Consider the following 20,358-nt stretch of genomic DNA (forward strand, 5'->3'; position numbering starts at 1 on the left):
AAATGATTGAATGCAGAGACGTTTCTTTTTCTTATCCGGCAAGTCAACTGCAGGGAAAAGAAATGCAAGACGGCGGCGCCTTAAAAAATATTTCCTGCAAGATTGAGGCAGGTTCTTTTGTATTACTATGCGGGACATCCGGCTGTGGAAAAACTACATTGACACGTATTTTCAATGGCTTGATTCCTCACTACCATGAGGGAACATTTACAGGCTCTGTATATATAAATGGAAAAGATACAAGAGAACTGTCCTTATTTGACCTTTCACAGAGTGTGGGTTCTGTATTTCAAAACCCACGTTCACAGTTTTTTAATGTCGATACGACCAGTGAGCTTGCATTTGGTCCGGAAAATCATGGAATGAAGAAATCTGTTATACGTAAAAGAGTAGATGAGATTGCAGAGCAGCTTCAGCTTCATTCTTTGCTTGACCGAAGTATTTTTTCTTTATCCGGCGGTGAAAAACAGAAAATAGCCTGTGGATCAGCGGCCGCAATGCAGCCGGATATTTATGTATTCGACGAACCGTCATCCAATTTAGACACTTATGCGATTGCTGACTTCCGGCAGCTTCTTTCTATTCTAAAGTCTCAGGGAAAAACGATTATCATATCAGAGCACCGTTTGTATTATTTGTCTGGTCTTGCCGAACGGGTGCTCTACTTGCACGAAGGTAAAATTCAAGGAGATTACACCGCAGAAGAATTTCGGAGCTTGCCGGATAAACAGAGGGAAAAAATGGGGCTTCGCCCGCTTGAGCTAAGAGGACTGAAGGATGTGACGGGTTTTACGAGAGCTGGAAACGGTTCTATGTGGGAAATCAAAAACTTTTCCTTTGCATATAAGCGGGAACCGGAAATTTTACACGTATCGGAAGCGACATTTCCTGCAGGCAGTGTCACTGCAGTTATCGGACACAATGGCGCTGGAAAATCAACATTTTCCAGGTGCTTATGCGGACTGGAGAGACACTGTAAGGGCAGTGTGCTGTATCAAGGGAAAACCTATTCCAGAAAAGAACGTTTAAAGCTCTGCTATATGGTGATGCAGGATGTCAATCACCAGCTTTTTACAGAAAGCGTGTCAGATGAAATTTTTTTGAGTATGAATAAAAAGGACTATAAGAAAGCGGAAGCTCTGCTGGAGGAAATGGATTTACTTCCATATAAGGATTGTCATCCTATGGGGTTATCCGGAGGACAAAAACAACGTGCGGCAGTTGCTTCTGCCCTGGCATCTGAAAGACCGCTTGTATTATTCGACGAACCCACCAGCGGGCTGGATTTGTTTCACATGAGGCAGGTGGCAAAAGTAGTAAATTATATAGCTTCCGTCGGGAAAACCGTAGTCATAGTGACACATGATCCGGAATTTATATTAAGATGCTGCAATTATATCCTTCATTTTGAACATGGACGAATTCAAGAAAGGTATTCTATAGATTCCACAGATGGCAGAAACCGGCTGTTAGAATTTTTTCGGGATGGAATGGAACAGAGCGTATCCCAGACAGAGACTACGAGTGTTCCAAATGCTTCAAACGCCGATATTCCAGAGGAGCCAGACCGAACTGCTTTTTAAAAACAGCGGCGAATTTACTTTGATTCATATAACCAACCTGCATTGCGATCTCGGATACGGGAAGTTTTGTTTCGACAAATAATTCGGCGGCTTTTTTCATACGGACTTCACGGAGATAGACAGAGATATTTTGTCCGAAGACACCACGAAAATAATTTTTCAGACTGGTTTCACTGACGGAAAAGCGTGCGGACAGTTCTCTGACGGGATGGTGCACACGCAGATCAGATGTGATGATTTTTTCTGCACGTTTTGCAATGCCGGCCTGTGTTTCAGTCAAGAAGGTACAAACCTGTGACGGTGGTATGTCACGAAGGTCCGATAAGTAAGAGAAGACGGACAGAGTGTAAATTTTCATCTGTGTGATAGAGGCAGGAGTAAAGGAAGAAAATAAATTCCATATATGTTCAAAGATATTCCGGATTTCAGACGGAGCTTCACATATATAGGTGTTTTTGTCCGGACAGTAGAGCTTGGCAAGATTGTAAAAGTCGATCCCGAATTCCTGGCATAGCCATGGGTTTTCTGTCATTACGGTATCTATATCAACAAAGAATTCCAGACCTTCGTAGATATGCCGCGGATATTGGTAGGGTTTCTGAGCAAAACGTTCTGTCAGAGAAAAATCGTGCTCTTTTACATATACAAAATTTTCAGTGTTAAGCGCAATCTCACAGCGGCCCGCTACACAGTAGTTCAAAAGCAGCGGCCCTGTCTTATTGGAGCCGTTTTCGGAAAAATCCGGTACCGGCCATGTAGAGGAATTGACAAAAATATATGCCAGGCTAAGCCCAGGAAAAAGAGGAAAGAAGATCATGGAGCTCTTTCCTTCTTTTTTATGCAGGATCAGTTCTGTACTATATTTTTCATATTTAATGGATATATCGGGGAGTTCGGTACATTTTTTGATAATATCACAGAGATTCATTTTATACTCCTATGCCTGCGAATGTATTTTGCGGAATTTTCTTTGTTATTATAAAGCGGAAATGGCTGCGGGTCAATACTGTAAATTCGATGCTGTTTGGAGCTAAAAAGACGATTGGATGTAGAGGAACCCATGCAGATGTGCTATTCTATTTGTCGTTAGAGAAAGCTAACCAAAATAGATACGGAGGTATTTAAGTATGAATAACAAATTGCAGGCAAAAGATTTAATCAACCTTGGCTTATTCACAGTGCTGTATTTCGTGATTGGCTGTTGTGTAGCTATTCCGATTGGCTTTGTACCCATCTTTCTGCCGGTTCTGGGAGCATTATGGACATTGATTACAGGGATTCCTTTTATGCTGTTTTTAACGCGGGTGGAAAAATTTGGTATGGTGACAATTATGGGAATCTTAAGTGGATTATTGATGGGCTTGACCGGCATGGGATTTTGGGGTGTTCCTATGGGTGTGATATTTGGGCTGCTGGGAGATCTGATTTTAAAATCCGGCGGCTACAAGAGCGTAAAGAAAAGTCTGATTGGATATGCTGTGTTCAGCCTCTGGATGATTGGTACATATATTCCGATGTATTTTATGGTAGAAGATTCCTGGGACAGCTTCGCAGCTAGCTTTGGTGAGGAATATGCCGATAAGGTAATGGCTGTTATGCCGATGTGGAGCATTATTTTAGTTGCTGCCGGAATTTTTATTTTTGCAATTCTTGGGGGAGTATTAGGAAAAGCACTTCTGAAAAAGCATTTTGCAAAAGCAGGGATTGTATGATGGACATGGTATCCTTATCAGCTGCAGCAGAAAAAAGAAAAGGTATTTTATTTGACCCTCGTACAAAGCTGCTGCTGTTGCTGACTGTTACTACCTTGATGTTCAGCACTGGCAACGAAGGAATTATGAATATAGTGAAGCCGCTGCTGAGTATGCTTCCTTTTGGATTGATTCTTTCAGAACGGCGATTCAAAACAGCCGGAAAATATTTGATTTTGTATATTGCCTGTTTTGCAGCAGAACGTGCTGCTCTTATCTGGTTAAGTGGAGTTCTTTCTTTTATTTTACTGGCTGTTACATCTGTTATGACGCGGTTTGCCCCAGGGATTATGACGGGGGCTTACTTGCTTTCTTCAACTTCAGTCAGCGAATTTATCAGCGCAATGGAGCGTATGCATGTGACAGAGAAAATCACAATTCCGTTGTCTGTAATCTTCCGCTTTTTTCCAACGATCAGTGAAGAATACAAGGCAATCAGGGATGCTATGAAGATGCGTGGAATATGTGCGGGAGGGAAAAGTCCGTTATTGATGATAGAATACCGGCTTGTCCCGCTGATGGTTTCCGTAGTTAAAATCGGAGACGAGCTCTGCGCAGCCGCGCTGACACGCGGACTGGGGGCTGATGTAAAGCGGACAAATGTTTGTCAGATCGGGTTCCATATCCAGGATTGGATCGCAGTGTCCGTCTGTGTCATATGCTTTGGATTGTTTCTCATTCAGCAATACATTGTTCTTTAAACGGGGAGGTAAAAAAATGATACAGATAAATCATGTAACCTTTTCTTATGGAGAAGAAAATGGAAATGCTGGCGGTGTACAGGATATTAACTTACATATAGACGATGGACAATTCGTTGTACTCTGCGGTGAAAGCGGCTGCGGAAAAACTACGGTTACACGTCTGATGAATGGTTTAATTCCCCATTATTATAAAGGGAGAATGGAAGGTACGGTGTGGGTAAACGGAAAAGAAGCTTCTGCACAGCCGATGTACGATACTGCTAAAATGGCGGGAAGTGTGTTCCAGAATCCTCGCTCTCAATTTTTTAATGTGGATACAACGAGCGAAATTATATTCGGATGTGAGAACCTTGGAATGCCGGAACAAGAAATAAGAAAACGATTTGGGAGAACTGTCCATGATTTTAGGCTGGAACATTTAGTAGGACGAAATATTTTTCACCTGTCTGGAGGGGAAAAACAGAAGATTGCATGTGCCGGAGTATCTGTCATGGAGCCGGAAGTTTTTGTGATGGATGAACCCTCGTCTAATCTGGATGCCGCCTCTGTTCTTGAGCTACGAAAGATACTCTCTTTTTGGAAGGCACAGGGGAAAACAATCGTTATATCAGAACATAGGCTGTACTATCTTCGGGGGCTGGCAGACCGTTTTATCTATCTTTCAGACGGAAAAATCAGTTGTGAGTATTCGGCGGCAGAATTTGAGCAATTAACAGAACAAAAACGGGCGGACATGGGACTGCGTACTTTTGTATTAGAAAATTTGCAGCCTCTTAGATGGTCTTGGAATTCGGAAAAGAAACTAGAGCTGCGCCAATTTCGTTTTGCTTATAAGAATGAACCGGAAACATTGCATATTAAAGATTGTAAAATTCCTGCGGACAGTATTGTCGGAATCATCGGAAACAATGGGGCTGGAAAATCTACCTTTTCAAGATGTTTCTGTGGATTGGAAAGGCGCTGTGGAGAAATTATCTGGAATGGCAGAAGGTATCGCCCGAAAGACAGGTTAAATACCTGCTATATGGTCATGCAGGAAGTGAATCATCAGCTTTTCACAGAGACGGTTTTAGATGAAGTGCTGATCAGTATGGAGAAAGAAGATAAGCAGCAGGCAGAAGAACTTCTGGAGGTTTTGGATTTAAAAGAATTAAAAGACAGACATCCCATGTCTCTCTCAGGAGGACAAAAACAAAGGGTGGCGATTGCTTCAGCGATAGCCTCAAAACGATCCATTTTATTCTTTGACGAGCCGACCAGCGGACTGGATCGCAGGCACATGAAGGAGACTGCAAATATTTTGAAGAAAGTAAAAGACTCCGGTATTACGGTATATGTCATTACGCATGATCTGGAATTGATTTTGGAATGCTGTACGGATATAATTCGTTTAGAAAGCGGAGAAATTACAGAGCAGTACTCTATGGATGAAGAGAGACTGGAACGAATCCGAGAATATTTTGTAGGAGAGGGAAGCTGGAAACAAAGAAAATAAGATGTGTTCTTATCCCCTCTGACATCACATATGCTTTTGAAAAAAAGATTTTTAAGAACCGGACTGCCAATGATGGGGAACGGTTCTATTTTTTTGCGTTATACGGTGTTTTATGTTCTATGGAAAAAGTTGAAACAAGAGTGCCTTGACAGTGGGGTATTTCCATGATAATATATCAGTGATATATATCACTGATATATCAGGCGGGGAGGAGGGAAATTGCATAGTGGAATATTCAGAAACTCAACGAAAGATACTTGAAATCGGAAAAAAAGAATTTCTTGCAAAGGGATTTAAGGACGCGTCATTGCGGGGAATCGTTAAGGAAGCGGGCTTTACGCAAGGCGCCTTTTATGGATATTATCCAGATAAGGCTTCGCTTTTTGAAGCATTGGTATCAGAGGCGGCGGATGGTCTTATAGAACAGTTCAAGGCGGCGCAGCAGGCACATTATGACTTAATTCCAGAGGACAAAGCAGCGCAAAGCGGGGAACTGTCAACAGAGTATTTGAATTATTTTATCAACTATATTTATGATAATTATGATGCTTTTAAGCTAATTATCTGCTGTGCAGAAGGAACAAGGTATTCCCATTATATCCATGACTTGGTAGAGATTGAAATTGCTCAGACAACAAAGTATTATGATTGCTTGCGGCAGCTGGGGAAAGTAGAAGGAGCTGTAAGCGAGGAATTCCACCACATGATTACAAGCGCCTACTTCACTGCTGTTTTTGAGACGGTGGCCCATGATATGACAAGGGAACATGCTGTGAAATATGTAAATGAGCTTGCGATGTTTTTTAATTGTGGATGGGAGGGAATTTTAAGGCTCAAATGAGCCTTGATTTTTCCATGTTGGTTAGTTAGTTCTAACCTACACTCTATAAGTTTAGAGTGAAACATGATTAAGGAGACGGATCTGCGAGAAGGAGAGAGCTTATGCAATATCTGGCAGCATGCGCGGGACAGTCTTAGAAAAAATGAAAGGAGCAGTAAATGGAACAGGCAAAAAACAATACATTTAGTTGGATTCTGCGGTTTGCAACGCAGTGTAAGGGGAAAATGACGGCTTCTGTTTTGCTGGCGGTACTTGGATCAGTGTGCGGGGTTGTACCCTACTTTGCAGTTTCGCAAATTGTGATTCGGATTTGCAGTCAGAATTATGACCTTACCTCTATAAGTCTCTGGGCTTTCACTGCACTTCTCGGGCATTTTGGGAGTACATGGCTTGGGACGGTTTCTACAATACTCAGCCATCGTTCGGCGTTTATGATTTTGAAGAATATCCGTATGGAATTAACGGAAAAGCTCTTACGTGTACCGATGGGCTATATTCTGGATACACCGTCCGGCAAATTCAAAACCCTATTGGTAGATACGGTGGAAAAGCTGGAGCTTCCGCTGGCGCATATGATTCCGGAATTGACGGCGAATATTCTGGTTCCAATCCTGATGCTGCTATATCTTTTTATTCTGGATTGGCGCATTGCCTTGATCGCGCTGATTACAATCCCTATTGGCCTTGTGTGTTATATGGGAATGATGAAGGACTATACAAAGCGGTATGATCGTGTATTGACCGCAGGGAAAAATATGGATGCTGCCATTGTGGAGTATATAGGCGGGATAGAGGTAATCAAGGCATTTAATCAAAGCACAGCGTCTTATGGCAGATATGCGGATGCTGTAAAAGAAAATGAAGGGGCAAAGGCCACCTGGTTTAAACAGACGAACAGCTTTTATGTGGCGGGTATCTCTATTATGCCGTCCTGCCTGTTGGGGGTGCTGCCTTTAGGCGCATATCTGTATATACAGGGCAGCTTGGAGGCTCCCGTTTTAATTACTTGCATTATTCTCGCGCTTGGATTAGTTAAGCCGCTGATACAGGCGCTGCAATATACGGATAGCCTGGCGATGGTGGATTCCACTGTCAAAGAGATTACGGGGCTGCTGGAGGCTGATGAAATGCAGCGGCCAACGAAACCGGTAATGCTTACGGATTCTCATATTTCTTTCCGGAGGGTTTGTTTTGGATATGGAGATGAGGAAGTGCTGCACCAGATCAGCTTCGACGCAGTACCAGGCGGTATAACTGCTATTGTCGGGCCTTCCGGTTCGGGCAAGTCAACGGTAGCGCGTCTGATTGCTTCTTTTTGGGAGGCAGACAGCGGAGAAGTACAAATTGGCGGCGTGGATGTACGCGCCCTTCCCCTCTCTCAGGTTATGGATACAGTGGCGTATGTCTCGCAGGATAATTTTCTGTTTCATCTGACAGTGAAAGAAAATATACGTATGGGAAAGCCGGAAGCAACGGAGGAAGAAATTGTAAATGCTGCAAAGCAGGCAAGCTGCCATGAATGTATTTTAGCCCTGCCTCATGGGTATGATACTCTGGTTGGAGACGGCGGCGGAAGTCTGTCAGGCGGAGAGCGCCAACGCATTGCCATTGCGCGGGCAATCTTAAAAAACAGTCCTGTAGTAGTTTTAGACGAGGCAACCGCTTTTACGGATCCGGAGAACGAAGCTGTCATTCAAGCTTCTATCAATAAGCTGGTGCAGGGGAAAACACTGATTGTCATTGCCCACCGCCTTTCTACGATCGTGGGAGCAGATAAGATTCTGGTGCTGGATCAAGGGCAGATAAAAGCGCAGGGAACACATGAAGAGCTATTAAGCAGCAGTTCTCTTTACAAGGAATTGTGGATTGCGCATATCAGTGCAAAAGACATAAGAGAGGAGGCGTTGGCATGATTCAACTGATAAAACGGCTGTTAGATTTTTCGGGAAAACAGCGAAAGAATTTGATTGCTTCGTTCGTGTTCAGCCTGCTGGATTCTATTTTTGAGATGCTGCCGATTTTGGCAATCCTAACCGTCTTGTCAGGGCTGCTTTTTGCAGCGGAGGGAGGTGGCATGCCGGTTTCCTCTGTTTGGGTATCCTTTGTCGTTATGGCAGTGAGCATTGTTGGAAGAATCCTTTTTAACAATCTATCCTGTACCAGGAGAACATTGAGCAGCTTTTCCATGTGTTCAGAAAAACGGCTGGAAATAGGCGAACACATGAAACACGTTCCCATGGGCTACTTCAATGAAAACCGGCTGGGCGAAATTGTTGCCGCTGTAACAACTACCTTAGGAGATATTGAGAGTAATGCCGTTATGGTTCTGGAAAAAGTGGCGGGAGGTTTTATCCATGCTCTTGTAATAGGTGTCTGGCTACTTTTTTATGAATGGCATATCGGGCTTTTGATGTTCGCGGGGTTAGCTGTTTCCATGTTGGTTTACGGGGGCATCCAGAAGGCAGGCAAAAGGCTGTCTCCCAGGCGGCAGGCAGCACAGGCGAATCTTGTGACGGGCTTTCTGGAATACATTCAGGGAATGGGTGTCGTGAAAGCCTTCGGATTAGGGGAAATGTCTGGGAAAGCTGTAAATAAGGCAATCAAGGAAAGCGCGGATGCAAACAGTATCCTGGAGGGGACTTTTTCCTTACTGATCGGTGTTTACCAGACGATTTTCAAGCTGGCAAAGTCAGCGATTTTAGTCGTTGCCCCGTATTTGCTGCTGGGAGGTGAAATCACACCTGTCAAGTGTCTGCTCTTGCTGGTATCCAGCTTTATGATTTACTCCAGTGTGGAGCTGGTGGGAAGTATGGCCTCGGTTGCCCGCGTCATTGACGCTTCTCTGGATCGTATGAATACGGTTATGGATACGCCGGTATTGGATGAGCATGGTACAGATATTCAGCTGGAGCACTATGACATCAAGCTGGATCATGTTTCCTTTGCCTACGGACAGGAAAATGTACTGCAGAATGTGAGTCTGACTATTCCGGAAAAAACAACCTGTGCCATTGTAGGCCCTTCCGGCTCCGGCAAAACAACCCTTGTCAGCCTCGTCGCCCGCTTTTGGGATGTGCAGAAAGGGAACATTTATGTAGGAGGCCGCGACGTAAAAGAGTTTACCTGCGACAGCCTGCTGAAAAATTTCTCTATTGTGTTCCAGAATGTCTATCTTTTCGAGGATACGATTGAAAATAACATCAAATTTGGCAGGGCGGACGCCACACATGAAATGGTAGTTGAGGCAGCAAAAAAAGCCTGCTGTCACGATTTTATAATGGCATTGCCTGAGGGCTACAACACCCTTGTCGGTGAGGGCGGAGCTTCTCTTTCCGGCGGGGAACGGCAGCGTATTTCTATTGCCCGCGCTATCTTGAAGGATGCGCCGATTATTATTTTAGATGAAGCGACGGCAAGTGTCGATCCGGAGAATGAACGGGAATTACAACGGGCGATTACGGAACTGACTAAGAATAAAACAATCCTTATGATTGCTCACCGGCTATCTACAGTCCGAAATGCAGATCAGATTGTTGTATTGGATAAAGGAGAGATTGTCCAGCGCGGCACACACAGGGAACTGATGCAGGAGCAGGGACTGTACCGCCGTTTCATCCAGATGCGTGAAGCGGCAATCGGCTGGAGCCTCAAGGAAAAAGAGGAAAGTAGCTGCTGACACAGCCGCGCTTCGGCGCGAACATGTGAAAAGCACATTCTTTTTAATAAAATGAAAATCAGGAGGAAAATTTGAATGAAAACAACGCAGAAATGGAACGTCAAGGATGTAATTACTACGGTGCTGCTTACCGTACTGCTCATTGTCATTCAGCTTATTGTGAATATGGTATGCATGGCAAATGATTTCGTCAGCATGGTGCTGTCAGTGGGCTTTACCATGTTTTTGTGCGCGCCTGTTTATTTTCTTATGGTAAGCAGGGTACATAAACGCTTTGTGTCTCTTATTTACATGACGATACTTGGACTTGTGTTCCTCATCATGGGAAACTGGTATCTGCTGCCTTATTATATTGTTGTGGGAATGATCTGTGAGGCGATTCTGTGGAAGGACGGCTGGGAATCGAAAAAGAAAATGACGGCTGCCTGGTCAGTGGCAAGCCTGCTGTATAATGGTGTGAATCTTCTGCCCATCTGGTTCTTCTGGGATGCCTATGAAGCGTTTGCGCTCTCCAGCGGCATGGAACAGAGCTACATTGATTCCTTTGTCCAGTATTATACTTCCACAGGGTGGCTGGTGTTTATTATCCTGTTTACAGTACTTGGAGGTTTTCTTGGCAGTCTGGTGGGCGGGAAACTGATCAAGAAGCATTTCAAAAAAGCGGGAGTTCTTTGATGAGTCGCAGGAATTTGGCCGTTCCGGTGAAGCTGTGGGCTCTGGCCTGCACGATCACCGGCATATCCCTGACCGTCAATCCTGTGCTAACCTGTGTGCTTACAAGCGTGGGCTTTGCATATCTGGCAGAGCAGCGCAACTGGAGATTTCTGCGCTCTATGGGAATGTTCTATGTGGTGCTTGCGATACTTTTGTGCTGGATCCGGTTCTACGACTTCCATCCGGTTGTTTTTTCAGAATTTTATGTGCTGATGTTCTGGAACCTGGCGCCGGTTTTCCTTGTATCCTGGGATCTCATTACCACCCCTCCCGGAGAGCTTGCGGCGTTTTTGTCCCGTATTCACATGCCTACATCTGTGATTCTCGGGCTGCTGGTTATGTTTCGCTTTTTCCCTACAATGAAGTCGGAAGTGAAGCGTGTCTGGCTCTCCATGCGCAACCGAGGCTTGACGACATTTACACAGCTTGTAAGCCATCCGGCGGTATCCTGTGAATATGTGCTTGTACCTTTGCTGCTGCGCTGCCTGCAGATTGCCGATCAGCTCTCGGTTTCTGCTGTATCACGCGGAGCAGAACGGCCGGGAGGGCGGGGCAGCTATTATGGAAAAAGCGCCGGCTTTCGCGACTATATATGGCTGACAGTCTGGACGGTTGTGACAGTTGGGTTTCTTAGTATAGGAGGTGTACGTGTATGATTGCTCTGCGGAATGTGACATTCCAATATGAAGGCTGCAAAGAGGGTGTCCGAGATATTGACCTTACTGTACATGACGGGGAATGTGTCGTGCTGACAGGTCCGTCAGGCGGCGGGAAAACAACGCTGACAAGGCTGATAGGCGGTTTGGCTCCATCCTATTATCAGGGAACTCTAAGGGGTTCCATACTGGTAAATGACACTGAGATTACCGCACTTCCAAGCTGGCGGATAAGCAGGGAAATCGGCAGCGTGTTTCAGGATCCAAAGAGTCAGTTTTTTTCTTCGGAGCTTGCAGGAGAGGTCGCCTTTGCCTGTGAAAACTATGGAATGTCAAAGTCGGAAATACGGGAACGTACAGAGGAAGCAATTGCATCTTTTGGATTGGAGGGCCTGCGTCTGCGTCCCTTAGATGTCCTTTCCAGCGGCGAGAAACAGCGTGTGGCGGTCGCGTCAGTTTATGCATTGCGTCCTCATACGTATGTCTGTGATGAACCTACGGCAAATCTGGACGACGAAGGGGCAAAAAGTCTCTCCGACACTTTTAGAAGGCTGAAAAACGAAGGAAATACGCTCATTATAGTGGAGCACCGGCTTGCATGGCTGCATGGTATTGCCGACCGTTTCATATATATTGCAGACGGAACCGTACAATGGGAAAGGACATTGGCACAGATGCGGGAATTACCGGAGGAAGAACGAAGGAGATATGGCCTGCGGGAAACGGTAGAAACAGAGTATTTTCCGCCGTCGCTTCCTAAGAGTATCGGAAAAGAAAATCTTTCCGTCACGCACCTGTCTTTCAGACGCAAAAAGTCTTTTATTTTTGAGAATCTGAATTTCTCTCTGCCTGTCGGGCGGATCACTGCACTGACCGGTAAAAACGGCGCCGGCAAAACTACGCTCGCTATGGTATTGACAGGACTGTGGAAACAAAGCGGCGGGGAAATATATATAAGCGGCAAAAGCCTATCGGCAGGAAAACGCAGGAAAGCTGTGTGGTATAGCTCTAATGATACGGGAACGCAATTTTTTACAAACAGTGTCACAGATGAATTATTGCTTCATTCAGAGACTTCTCCCGGACGGCTGGAACGTGCCAGAACCTTGCTGAAAACACTAGGGTTGTATGCCTATAAGGACGTACATCCGGCCGCCCTTTCCGGCGGGCAGAAGCAGCGGCTTTCCATCGCCTGCGGGCTGTTATCGGACAGGGAGATTTTGCTGTTTGATGAACCAACGTCGGGGTTGGATGGGGGAAACATGCGTATCATTGCTTCTGTGTTGACAAACGCTGCAGCCGGAGGAAAAACGATATTGGTAATTACGCATGATAAGGAGTTGATGCAGGCGTGCTGCAATTTTCGATGGGAGCTGGGACAATAAACGCGAAAAATCAAACTACTGGAATACGTAAAAGTAAGACCGGGCAGAGAGAAACTGCCCGGGTGGATAAAGAAGATTATTTTTTTTGCGCTATTTTGCGATATTCAATCGGTAAAATTCCAGTATTTTTTCGGAATAGCTCCGCAAATCGGCTGGAAGTAGAATAGCCAATCATTTCTGCAATCTGCCCCATTGAAAAATCGGTATGTATCAATAAATGTTCCGCCTGGCTCATACGCCGCTGCTGAATATATTCCGTAATCGTGCAGCCATGTAATTGTTTAAAAGATAATTTCAATTTTGTTGTTCCCATACAGGCGATCTTTGCCAGACGCTCCAGGGGAATTTCAAAAGCGTAATGGTCATTCAAATATGCGGTCACATTTTCTAAATGAGCAATGTCTTGCTGTGTTAATTTCTTTTCTTCTTTTTGAAGAAGCTTCTTTTGTTCCTCGAAGACGAGTGAAATTGCTTCGGAAACTTTCCCTTCATAGAACAGACTGGCCGCAATCCCACTTCCCTGATAATTTTTCACCTCATAAAGCAGCTTGGCCATCGCCGGAAAATCCGTTGTCTGGTCGATTTTTTTAAATGCGGCAAGAGGATTCGTATAGAGCCCCGGATATTGCTTTTTCAGGTAGCTCTCATAGTAAGCGGGCATGACCTCTATACCAATCGAACGGATGGGGATGCGTTTGTGTATCAGCGCCTTATACGGCTTATAGCCGCCGATAAAGGCTTTGATACAGCCGGCAGAAAGCCGCCGGTATGGATTGAGCTCTTCTCCTGAAATGGATTCGTATTGCGTAATACTCAAACACTCCGGCAGATCAAAGTCTATAAAAAAATCCTCATGGAAAAGAAAATCGTGAATTTTTATATCATACAAATCTTTTTGTGCATAAACCCAATAAAATCCTTCTCCTACTTCGGGAGAGAGCTTCCAGCATTGACCGGCAGCATTAAAGCCTTCTCTGCTGCCGACAGGAATAAAATAATTGCTTTCCAGCAGCCGCCCGTAGTAATCCGTAAGTATATTACTATCCAAAATATAACCTCCTTGCAACGATCAGACGAACCTTTGCAACGATTGGACGAACGTTCATCCAAAGCATTGAAGTCCAATCTGGAAATGAGTATCGTATGAAGTGTGGTTAGTGAGCACTAATCGCATCATAACAGATTTTGGGCGTTCAGTCAATCGCCCGGAAACACAAGGAGGAGTTTATAATGACAAATCAAAACAGCATCCATCAGAAAGGCTTATCTGTCAAGGATTTAGTCACTACTGGTATTTTCAGCGCCATCTTTTTTGCTTTTACGATGATCGGCGGCGCATTTTTTGCAGTCAATCCGGTCTTAACGTTCTATATGCCGATGGGCAGCGCGCTTCTTTGCGGCCCTGTTTACCTGCTGCTGTTAGCAAAGGTACATAAACGCTTCAGCATTACAATACTCGGCATTATCATGGGAATTATCTGGTTTGTAACAGGTATGCACTGGGCGTTTTCTCTGGGATATATTGTGATGGGAATGATTGCAGATCTGTTGGCTGGACTGGGGAAATATAAAAATAAGAAAATCAATGCCTTGTCTTATATGCTGATGTCACTTGGCAGCGTTTATACCTATGTTGTTTATTTTATTGACCCGAAGGGCTGGGCCGGTACAATGCTGAAAAATGGTACAGAACAATCTTACATAGACGCTATGAACGCTGCGGCGTCCTCTTGGCTTTTAGCGGTTATTTTCCTTGGCACTTTCGTAATTGCGGCGTTCAGTGCATGGGTCGGCGGAAAAATGCTGAAGAAGCAGTTTGAAAAAGCAGGGATTACCGCATGATGGGAGAGTATCAAAAGAGAGGACTTTGGCTTGACCCGCGCACAAAAATCCTGTTGCTTCTGATCTGCGTTCTGTCGGCCATGTTTGCCCCATCCTTACAATATGAATTTGTATTCGTTGTCGTGATCGGGCTTCTGGGCGTTATTTGCGGCAGATGGAAGTATGCGCTGAAAGGGATTCTGTTCTATGCGCTCGTGTATCTTTTTACCATATTGGTGATGGGAAACATGACGGGATCCTTACGGACAATGTTTATTGCTTTTCTCGGTCTTTTTCATAAGGTTTATCCCTGCGGGATGTTATCTGGTATTGCCCTTTCTACAACAAAGGTAAGTGAATTCTTATCTGCTATGAATCGGATTCATGCGCCCAAAAAGCTGGTAATTCCTTTAGCCGTTATGCTTCGATACATTCCTACGATTCGGGAGGACTGGCATTTTATAAAGGATGCGATGAAAATGCGGGATGTTTCCCCATCCTTCAAGGGATTGGTTACGAATCCGGCAATGACCGTAGATTGTATCTATGTTCCGCTTATGATGGCAGCTTCAAAAGCGGCAGATGAGCTCTCGATAGCCTCTGTTACACGTGGAATTGAAAATCCGAAGCCTCGTACATGTTTCGTACAAATTCATTTTCGAGTAACAGACTGGCTGATGATTGCCTGCTTTTTGATTGTTCTGTTCATTGGACTCTATTTAAGGGGAGGCGTTATGTAGATGATTGAATTACAAAATGTGTCTTTTTCCTATCCAGAACAAGAAAACGGGAGCCTGCATAACATCAACCTAACAATTTCAGACGGCGAGTGCATACTTCTTTGCGGAAGAAGCGGCTGCGGGAAAACAACAGTCACCCGTTTAATCAATGGTCTCATTCCTGATTTTTATTCCGGTGAGCTGACAGGAAGGATATTGATTGAAAAGCAGAATATAGCGGATCTGCCTATGTACCAGATTGCAGAAAAGGTTGGCTCTGTTTTCCAGAATCCGCGCACGCAATTTTTTAATGTTGATACAGACAGTGAAATCGCTTTTGGGATTGAAAATGAGGCCCGTCCGCCGAAAGAATTAGCCGAGCGAGTGGAACAGACGACAAGAGAACTACACATTGAAAAATTAAGGGGCAGAAATATTTTTGAATTATCTGGTGGTGAAAAGCAGAAAATTGCTTTTGCCTCCGTCTATGCCATGAATCCAAATATTTATCTCTTGGATGAACCGTCCTCTAATTTGGATATGACCGCGATTGATGAATTCCGGAAGCATTTACACTTAATCAAGTCCCAGGGAAAAACTATATTGGTTGCAGAACACCGGTTATATTATCTCATGGATATAGCTGACCGTATTGTATATTTGGAGAAAGGCCATATTGAAGGGATTTACACACCGAATGAATTTCGCAGACTAACCGGAGAAAAACGAAAACAAATGGGCTTGAGGGCTGTGGATCTAAACGAAGAAATTCCTGATGCAAGGTCTGGAAATGAACGTGCCCCTGTTTTAGAGCTGCGGGATGTTTCGCTTTATTACAAGAAGAGGAGAATTCTGGGGCATTTGAATATATCAGCCGCGCCGGGGGAAGTGATTGCGGTTGTCGGACACAATGGCGCGGGAAAAACGACATTTTCACGCGCTCTGTGCGGGCTGCATAAAAATTGTACAGGAACATTTCTGTGGAACCAAACGCCGCAAAATCATAAAAACCGATTAAAATTGTCCTACCTGGTTATGCAGGATGTCAACTACGAACTATTTGCGGAGAGTGTAAAGGCAGAGTGTTCCTTCGGAATAAAAAATCCGGATGAACGACTTGTGGAACGGACAATAGACATGTTAGGGCTTGCGCCATTTTGTGAACGGCATCCTAATACGCTGTCCGGCGGACAGAAACAACGTGTGGCCGCAGCAGTCAGTATGATCTGCGGCAAGGCGCTTTTAGTTTTTGACGAACCAACCAGCGGTCTCGACTATGACAGTATGTCACAGGTTGCAAATTTAATGAAAGAGCTTTCGGCTACGGGGAAGATTATATTCGTTGTGACCCATGATTATGAATTTGCCTGCCGTACCTGTTCTCGCGTGCTTCATTTTGATGAGGGAGAAATGTCCGATGATTTACTGGTGGAGCCGGATAATCTTTCAAAACTAAAAGAGGTATTTGCCGTTTCAGAAAGGAAGGGTGATATGGAATGAAACAGAAAAAGAAAAACAGGGTGGCGCTGTTGCTTCATTGGGCAGGAGGCCACAAATTTTGGCTGTTTTTGGCTGTCCTGCTCTCACTGATTAGCGGTTTATGTACCATGATTCCTTATGTCGGAATCTATCAGCTTATGGATGCCGCGTTTGCAGGCGTTTGTACAAAAGAGCTTGCCGCGCAGACAGCTATTTTAATCGCAGCAGCGATTACGCTTCGTTTTGCTTTATTTGGCTGCTCCGGCGTGGCCTCTCATAAAGGCGCTTACGGCGCGTTGTTTAAGGTTCGCTGCATGGTAGCCGATCACATGGCAAAAGTACCTCTTGGCGCTTTGAATGAACGCCGTACAGGTGATATTAAAACGGTACTGAATGAAGACATTGAAAAATTAGAATTATTTTTAGCCCATAACCTGCCGGAGATGGTGGGCTATCTTGTAGGGCCGGTTGTCATCTTTATCTATCTAATGACGGTAAATGTACCGCTGGCGTTTATTTCTCTGCTTCCTCTGGCTGCGGCTGTGCTTGTCATGGGGATTATGTTCCGCAATACGGACAGCCTGATGGACAGAGCAAACCGTTCCATTACCTCGCTTAATTCTGTAATGATTGAATATATCAGCGGAATGAAGCTGATTAAAGCCTATAATATGGGAAGCAAGTCTTTCCAGAAGTATTCGGAGGCCATACAGGAAGAAAATGATATGTGGAATGAAATGTCCCATCGTATGGGGCCGCCCTATGCGGCTTTCGTCGTTATTATTGAGTGCGGTATGCTGCTGATGGTTCCTTTTGGCGGAATGTTCTTTCTAAATGGTTCTCTGTCTGCCAGCGCATTACTCCTGTTCATATATGTAGGCTCTTTGTATCTGACGGAAATTCGTCCGCTTCAAGAGCTGGGAACGAACTTTGCGAATGTGCTGAATGCAGTTACTAAAACCGATGAAATTTTGCGTATTCCAATTTATGAGGGCGGCACAGCGTTTCCGGAAAAACATGATATTGAATTGCGGGAGGTCACTTTTTCCTATGATGGAAAAACAAATGTGCTGAAGCATTGCAATCTCAAGATCAAAGACGGGGAGCGCGTGGCCTTGGTAGGCCGGTCTGGAGCCGGTAAAAGTACCATTATTGAACTGATTTCCCGATTCTATGACGTGCAAAAGGGGGAAGTGCTGATTGGAGGACGGAATGTAAAAGATTTAAACTATGACACGATATTGAAAAATGTTGCCATTGTCTTTCAGAAAACATTTCTGACACGTGACAGTGTGTTTGAAAATATCCGCATGGGCAGCAATGCCAGCTTAGAGGAGGTACGGGCTGCCGCAAAGGAGGCACAGATTGACGAGTTTATTATGGGTCTGCCGGAGGGATATGATACAAAGGTGGGGAGCTTTGGCTCTCGCTTTTCCGGTGGTGAAAAGCAGCGAATCGCCATTGCGCGGGCGATCCTGAAAAATTCTCCGATTTTGATTCTCGACGAGGCGACAAGCGCCTCCGACCCTGAAAATCAGATGGAAATTGACAAGGCAATTCAAAATCTTTGCAGAGGAAAAACGGTGATCGTTGTAGCCCACCGTTTAAGTGCATTGAAAACCTGCAATCGGGTGGCAGTTGTGGAAAACCACACGATCACCTGTATGGGAACCCATGAAGAAGTGCGCCGGAAAAATGACTATTACCGTAAGGCATGGGCGGACTATGAAAAAGCCCGCAGCATTACTTATCAGTTGGAGGGAGGGGAGCGCCATGACAGGTAAAGATGTGTTGAAGAAGAACAAAAATTTTTATATCGGTGTGTTTGGGACGGTTCTTGAGGGCCTGCTCTCCGGCAGCCTGTTTATGCTGCTGTATTTTGTTATGCAATCTCTATGGGACGGAGAGTTTGACCTTCAGCGTTCTCTTATCTTGACCGGCGCTCTGGCAGTCATCTTTATGTTTCGCGTTCTGATTTATAGCTTCGGCTATACCAAAGCACAGATCGGCGGCGCGCAGGTGAGCAAAAATATACGCCTGTTTATGGGCGATAAAATCAAGAAAATTCCGCTTTCTAAATTTACTAAGGGACAGACCGGAGAGTATATCAATACCATTACGAGTGATGTCAATAACTATGAAAAAATATTGACGCATAAGATAGGAGATTTAGCAAAAGGGATCACCCTTTCTCTTATATTAATCGCATTTGTAATGACCTTGTATGTTCCTGCCGGAGTGATTTTACTGGCTGGGGATCTGCTGCTGATTCCAGCGCTGCGTCTCTCTTTCCATATGGTTCGAAAATATGGAAAAGAAAAAAATGATATTTGTGCGGAAAATGTAAGCAGCATTGTAGAGTATGTTTCCGGAATTCAGACCTTCCGCGCATACGGCGTTGGAGGAACAAAAAATAAAACCGTTACAAAAGCCATGAAAGATTTCTGTGACATCAGTTTTGTCTATGAAGCGAAGGTGCTTCCTATCGGCGCCGGCTTTGGCATTTTATCCTGGCTGACATGCCCGCTTGTGATATGGGTAGCTTATACGCCATGGGCCGAAGGTGCATTGGATACGGTATCCTATCTGCTGATCTGTATGCTGCCTCTATTCTGTGCGAAGCTGGCCAATACGATCTTTGTAGACTTAACCAGTTATAAAAACCTGATGATCTCTAAAGAAAAAATCTTAAATGTTATGGAGGAAGCCGAAGAAACCGGCAGCATGGAACCACTTGCCGTAAAAACCCATGAGATTGCTTTTCAGGACGTCACATTTTCCTACGTCAAAGACGAATCTGTACTTAAGAATACAAGTTTCCTTATACCAGATCAGAAATTGACCGCGATTGTCGGCGATTCCGGCTCGGGGAAATCTACAATCTTAAATTTGATTTCTAAATACTATGAGCCAAAAAGCGGTACAATTTCTATAGGCGAAAAACCGATCAACCATGTGGCGGCAGAGCGAGTTTTGGAACAGATTTCAATGGTAGATCAGGAGGTATTTCTGTTTGATGATACTATCCGCGAAAATATTCGTCATGCCCGCCCTGACGCCACCGATGCAGAAATTGAAGCTGCGTGCAGGGAAGCAAACTGTGACGGCTTTATCCGTAAAATGGAAAAAGGGTATGACACGCCGACGGGAGAAAACGGCTGCCTCCTTTCCGGTGGTGAACGCCAGAGGATTTCCATTGCCCGCGCCATTTTGAAAAACAGTCCTATTCTGCTGCTTGACGAAGCCACAGCCTCCCTTGACATTGAAAATGAGCTGGCGGTGAAAGAGGCGATTGCCAATTTATTGAAAGCAAAAAAGACAGTGGTAATGATTGCGCATACTTTATCAATCGTAAAAAATGCCGATCAGATACTCGTTGTATCCGGCGGCAGAATTGCGGAGGCCGGCACCCACGATGAATTACTGAAAAAAGGTGGAAAGTATGCGGCTATGTGGAATGCAGAACAGAAAATATCTGTATAAGGGGCAATAAATAGTGTATACTGTTCTGGTGAGTGATAATTAACTTTTGGA

General features: G+C 44.7%; 17 protein-coding genes. 15 read left to right on the forward strand and 2 right to left on the reverse strand.

Translation table 11 applies throughout. The features are described from left to right. Positions 1-2: 2 nt before the first annotated feature. Positions 3-1,583 carry an ABC transporter ATP-binding protein gene (locus tag ACZ5C4_RS07850; RefSeq protein ID WP_464520508.1) on the forward strand — a complete coding sequence of 527 codons (1,581 nt, stop codon included), beginning with the start codon at positions 3-5 and terminating at the stop codon, positions 1,581-1,583. On the opposite strand, the gene ACZ5C4_RS07855 is transcribed toward ACZ5C4_RS07850, so the two are convergent. Beyond that, positions 1,519-2,511 (reverse strand): helix-turn-helix domain-containing protein, encoded by a 993-nt coding sequence (locus ACZ5C4_RS07855; RefSeq protein WP_464520509.1) that lies wholly within the window; start codon positions 2,509-2,511, stop codon positions 1,519-1,521. The genes ACZ5C4_RS07850 and ACZ5C4_RS07855 overlap by 65 nt on opposite strands. A 199-nt stretch (positions 2,512-2,710) precedes the next feature. On the opposite strand from ACZ5C4_RS07855, the gene ACZ5C4_RS07860 reads away from it, so the two are divergent. From ACZ5C4_RS07860 to ACZ5C4_RS07900, 9 genes are all read left to right on the forward strand, one after another. After that, the gene (locus ACZ5C4_RS07860) at positions 2,711-3,295 is read left to right on the forward strand and encodes an MptD family putative ECF transporter S component (protein WP_464520510.1); all 585 of its coding nucleotides are present in this window, start codon (positions 2,711-2,713) and stop codon (positions 3,293-3,295) included. Next, positions 3,292-4,035, forward strand: coding sequence for an energy-coupling factor transporter transmembrane component T (locus tag ACZ5C4_RS07865; RefSeq protein ID WP_464520511.1), 744 nt, complete (start codon positions 3,292-3,294; stop codon positions 4,033-4,035). Before ACZ5C4_RS07860 ends, ACZ5C4_RS07865 begins: the two co-directional genes overlap by 4 nt. Positions 4,036-4,051: 16 nt before the next feature. Continuing rightward, positions 4,052-5,533, forward strand: coding sequence for an ABC transporter ATP-binding protein (locus tag ACZ5C4_RS07870; RefSeq protein WP_464520512.1), 1,482 nt, complete (start codon positions 4,052-4,054; stop codon positions 5,531-5,533). Positions 5,534-5,759: 226 nt separating this feature from the next. Next, positions 5,760-6,374 carry a TetR/AcrR family transcriptional regulator gene (locus tag ACZ5C4_RS07875; protein WP_464520513.1) on the forward strand — a complete coding sequence of 205 codons (615 nt, stop codon included), beginning with the start codon at positions 5,760-5,762 and terminating at the stop codon, positions 6,372-6,374. Positions 6,375-6,532: 158 nt separating this feature from the next. Further along, on the forward strand, positions 6,533-8,287 hold the full coding sequence (locus ACZ5C4_RS07880; protein WP_464520514.1) for an ABC transporter ATP-binding protein: 1,755 nt from the start codon (positions 6,533-6,535) through the stop codon (positions 8,285-8,287). Further along, entirely contained in the window at positions 8,284-10,050 is a 1,767-nt protein-coding gene (locus tag ACZ5C4_RS07885; protein ID WP_464520515.1) for an ABC transporter ATP-binding protein, read from the forward strand. Before ACZ5C4_RS07880 ends, ACZ5C4_RS07885 begins: the two co-directional genes overlap by 4 nt. Positions 10,051-10,125: 75 nt before the next feature. Further along, a complete protein-coding gene (locus ACZ5C4_RS07890; RefSeq protein WP_464520516.1) occupies positions 10,126-10,725 on the forward strand; it encodes an MptD family putative ECF transporter S component in 600 nt (199 codons plus the stop codon). Further along, positions 10,725-11,420, forward strand: a complete 696-nt coding sequence (locus ACZ5C4_RS07895) for an energy-coupling factor transporter transmembrane component T family protein (protein ID WP_464520517.1) — start codon at positions 10,725-10,727, stop codon at positions 11,418-11,420. Before ACZ5C4_RS07890 ends, ACZ5C4_RS07895 begins: the two co-directional genes overlap by 1 nt. After that, a complete protein-coding gene (locus ACZ5C4_RS07900) occupies positions 11,417-12,805 on the forward strand; it encodes an ABC transporter ATP-binding protein (RefSeq protein ID WP_464520518.1) in 1,389 nt (462 codons plus the stop codon). Before ACZ5C4_RS07895 ends, ACZ5C4_RS07900 begins: the two co-directional genes overlap by 4 nt. A gap of 76 nt (positions 12,806-12,881) precedes the next feature. Here ACZ5C4_RS07900 and ACZ5C4_RS07905 read toward each other — a convergent pair whose 3' ends face one another. Then, positions 12,882-13,853: a helix-turn-helix transcriptional regulator gene (locus tag ACZ5C4_RS07905; protein WP_464520519.1), complete on the reverse strand. Its 972-nt coding sequence runs from the start codon at positions 13,851-13,853 to the stop codon at positions 12,882-12,884. A gap of 182 nt (positions 13,854-14,035) precedes the next feature. Between ACZ5C4_RS07905 and ACZ5C4_RS07910 the strand changes: the two genes are divergently transcribed. Genes ACZ5C4_RS07910 through ACZ5C4_RS07930 form a run of 5 tightly spaced genes read left to right on the forward strand, consistent with a single transcriptional unit; the run spans position 14,036 to position 20,307 of the window. Continuing rightward, positions 14,036-14,647: an MptD family putative ECF transporter S component gene (locus ACZ5C4_RS07910; RefSeq protein WP_464520520.1), complete on the forward strand. Its 612-nt coding sequence runs from the start codon at positions 14,036-14,038 to the stop codon at positions 14,645-14,647. After that, positions 14,644-15,366, forward strand: a complete 723-nt coding sequence (locus ACZ5C4_RS07915) for an energy-coupling factor transporter transmembrane component T (RefSeq protein WP_464520521.1) — start codon at positions 14,644-14,646, stop codon at positions 15,364-15,366. Before ACZ5C4_RS07910 ends, ACZ5C4_RS07915 begins: the two co-directional genes overlap by 4 nt. Further along, positions 15,367-16,845 carry an ABC transporter ATP-binding protein gene (locus tag ACZ5C4_RS07920; protein WP_464520522.1) on the forward strand — a complete coding sequence of 493 codons (1,479 nt, stop codon included), beginning with the start codon at positions 15,367-15,369 and terminating at the stop codon, positions 16,843-16,845. After that, positions 16,842-18,608 carry an ABC transporter ATP-binding protein gene (locus tag ACZ5C4_RS07925; RefSeq protein WP_464520523.1) on the forward strand — a complete coding sequence of 589 codons (1,767 nt, stop codon included), beginning with the start codon at positions 16,842-16,844 and terminating at the stop codon, positions 18,606-18,608. Before ACZ5C4_RS07920 ends, ACZ5C4_RS07925 begins: the two co-directional genes overlap by 4 nt. Continuing rightward, positions 18,598-20,307: an ABC transporter ATP-binding protein gene (locus ACZ5C4_RS07930; RefSeq protein ID WP_464520524.1), complete on the forward strand. Its 1,710-nt coding sequence runs from the start codon at positions 18,598-18,600 to the stop codon at positions 20,305-20,307. Before ACZ5C4_RS07925 ends, ACZ5C4_RS07930 begins: the two co-directional genes overlap by 11 nt. The last annotated feature ends 51 nt before the right edge of the window (positions 20,308-20,358 follow it).

The sequence above is a fragment of the Mediterraneibacter flintii genome, assembly GCF_055387595.1.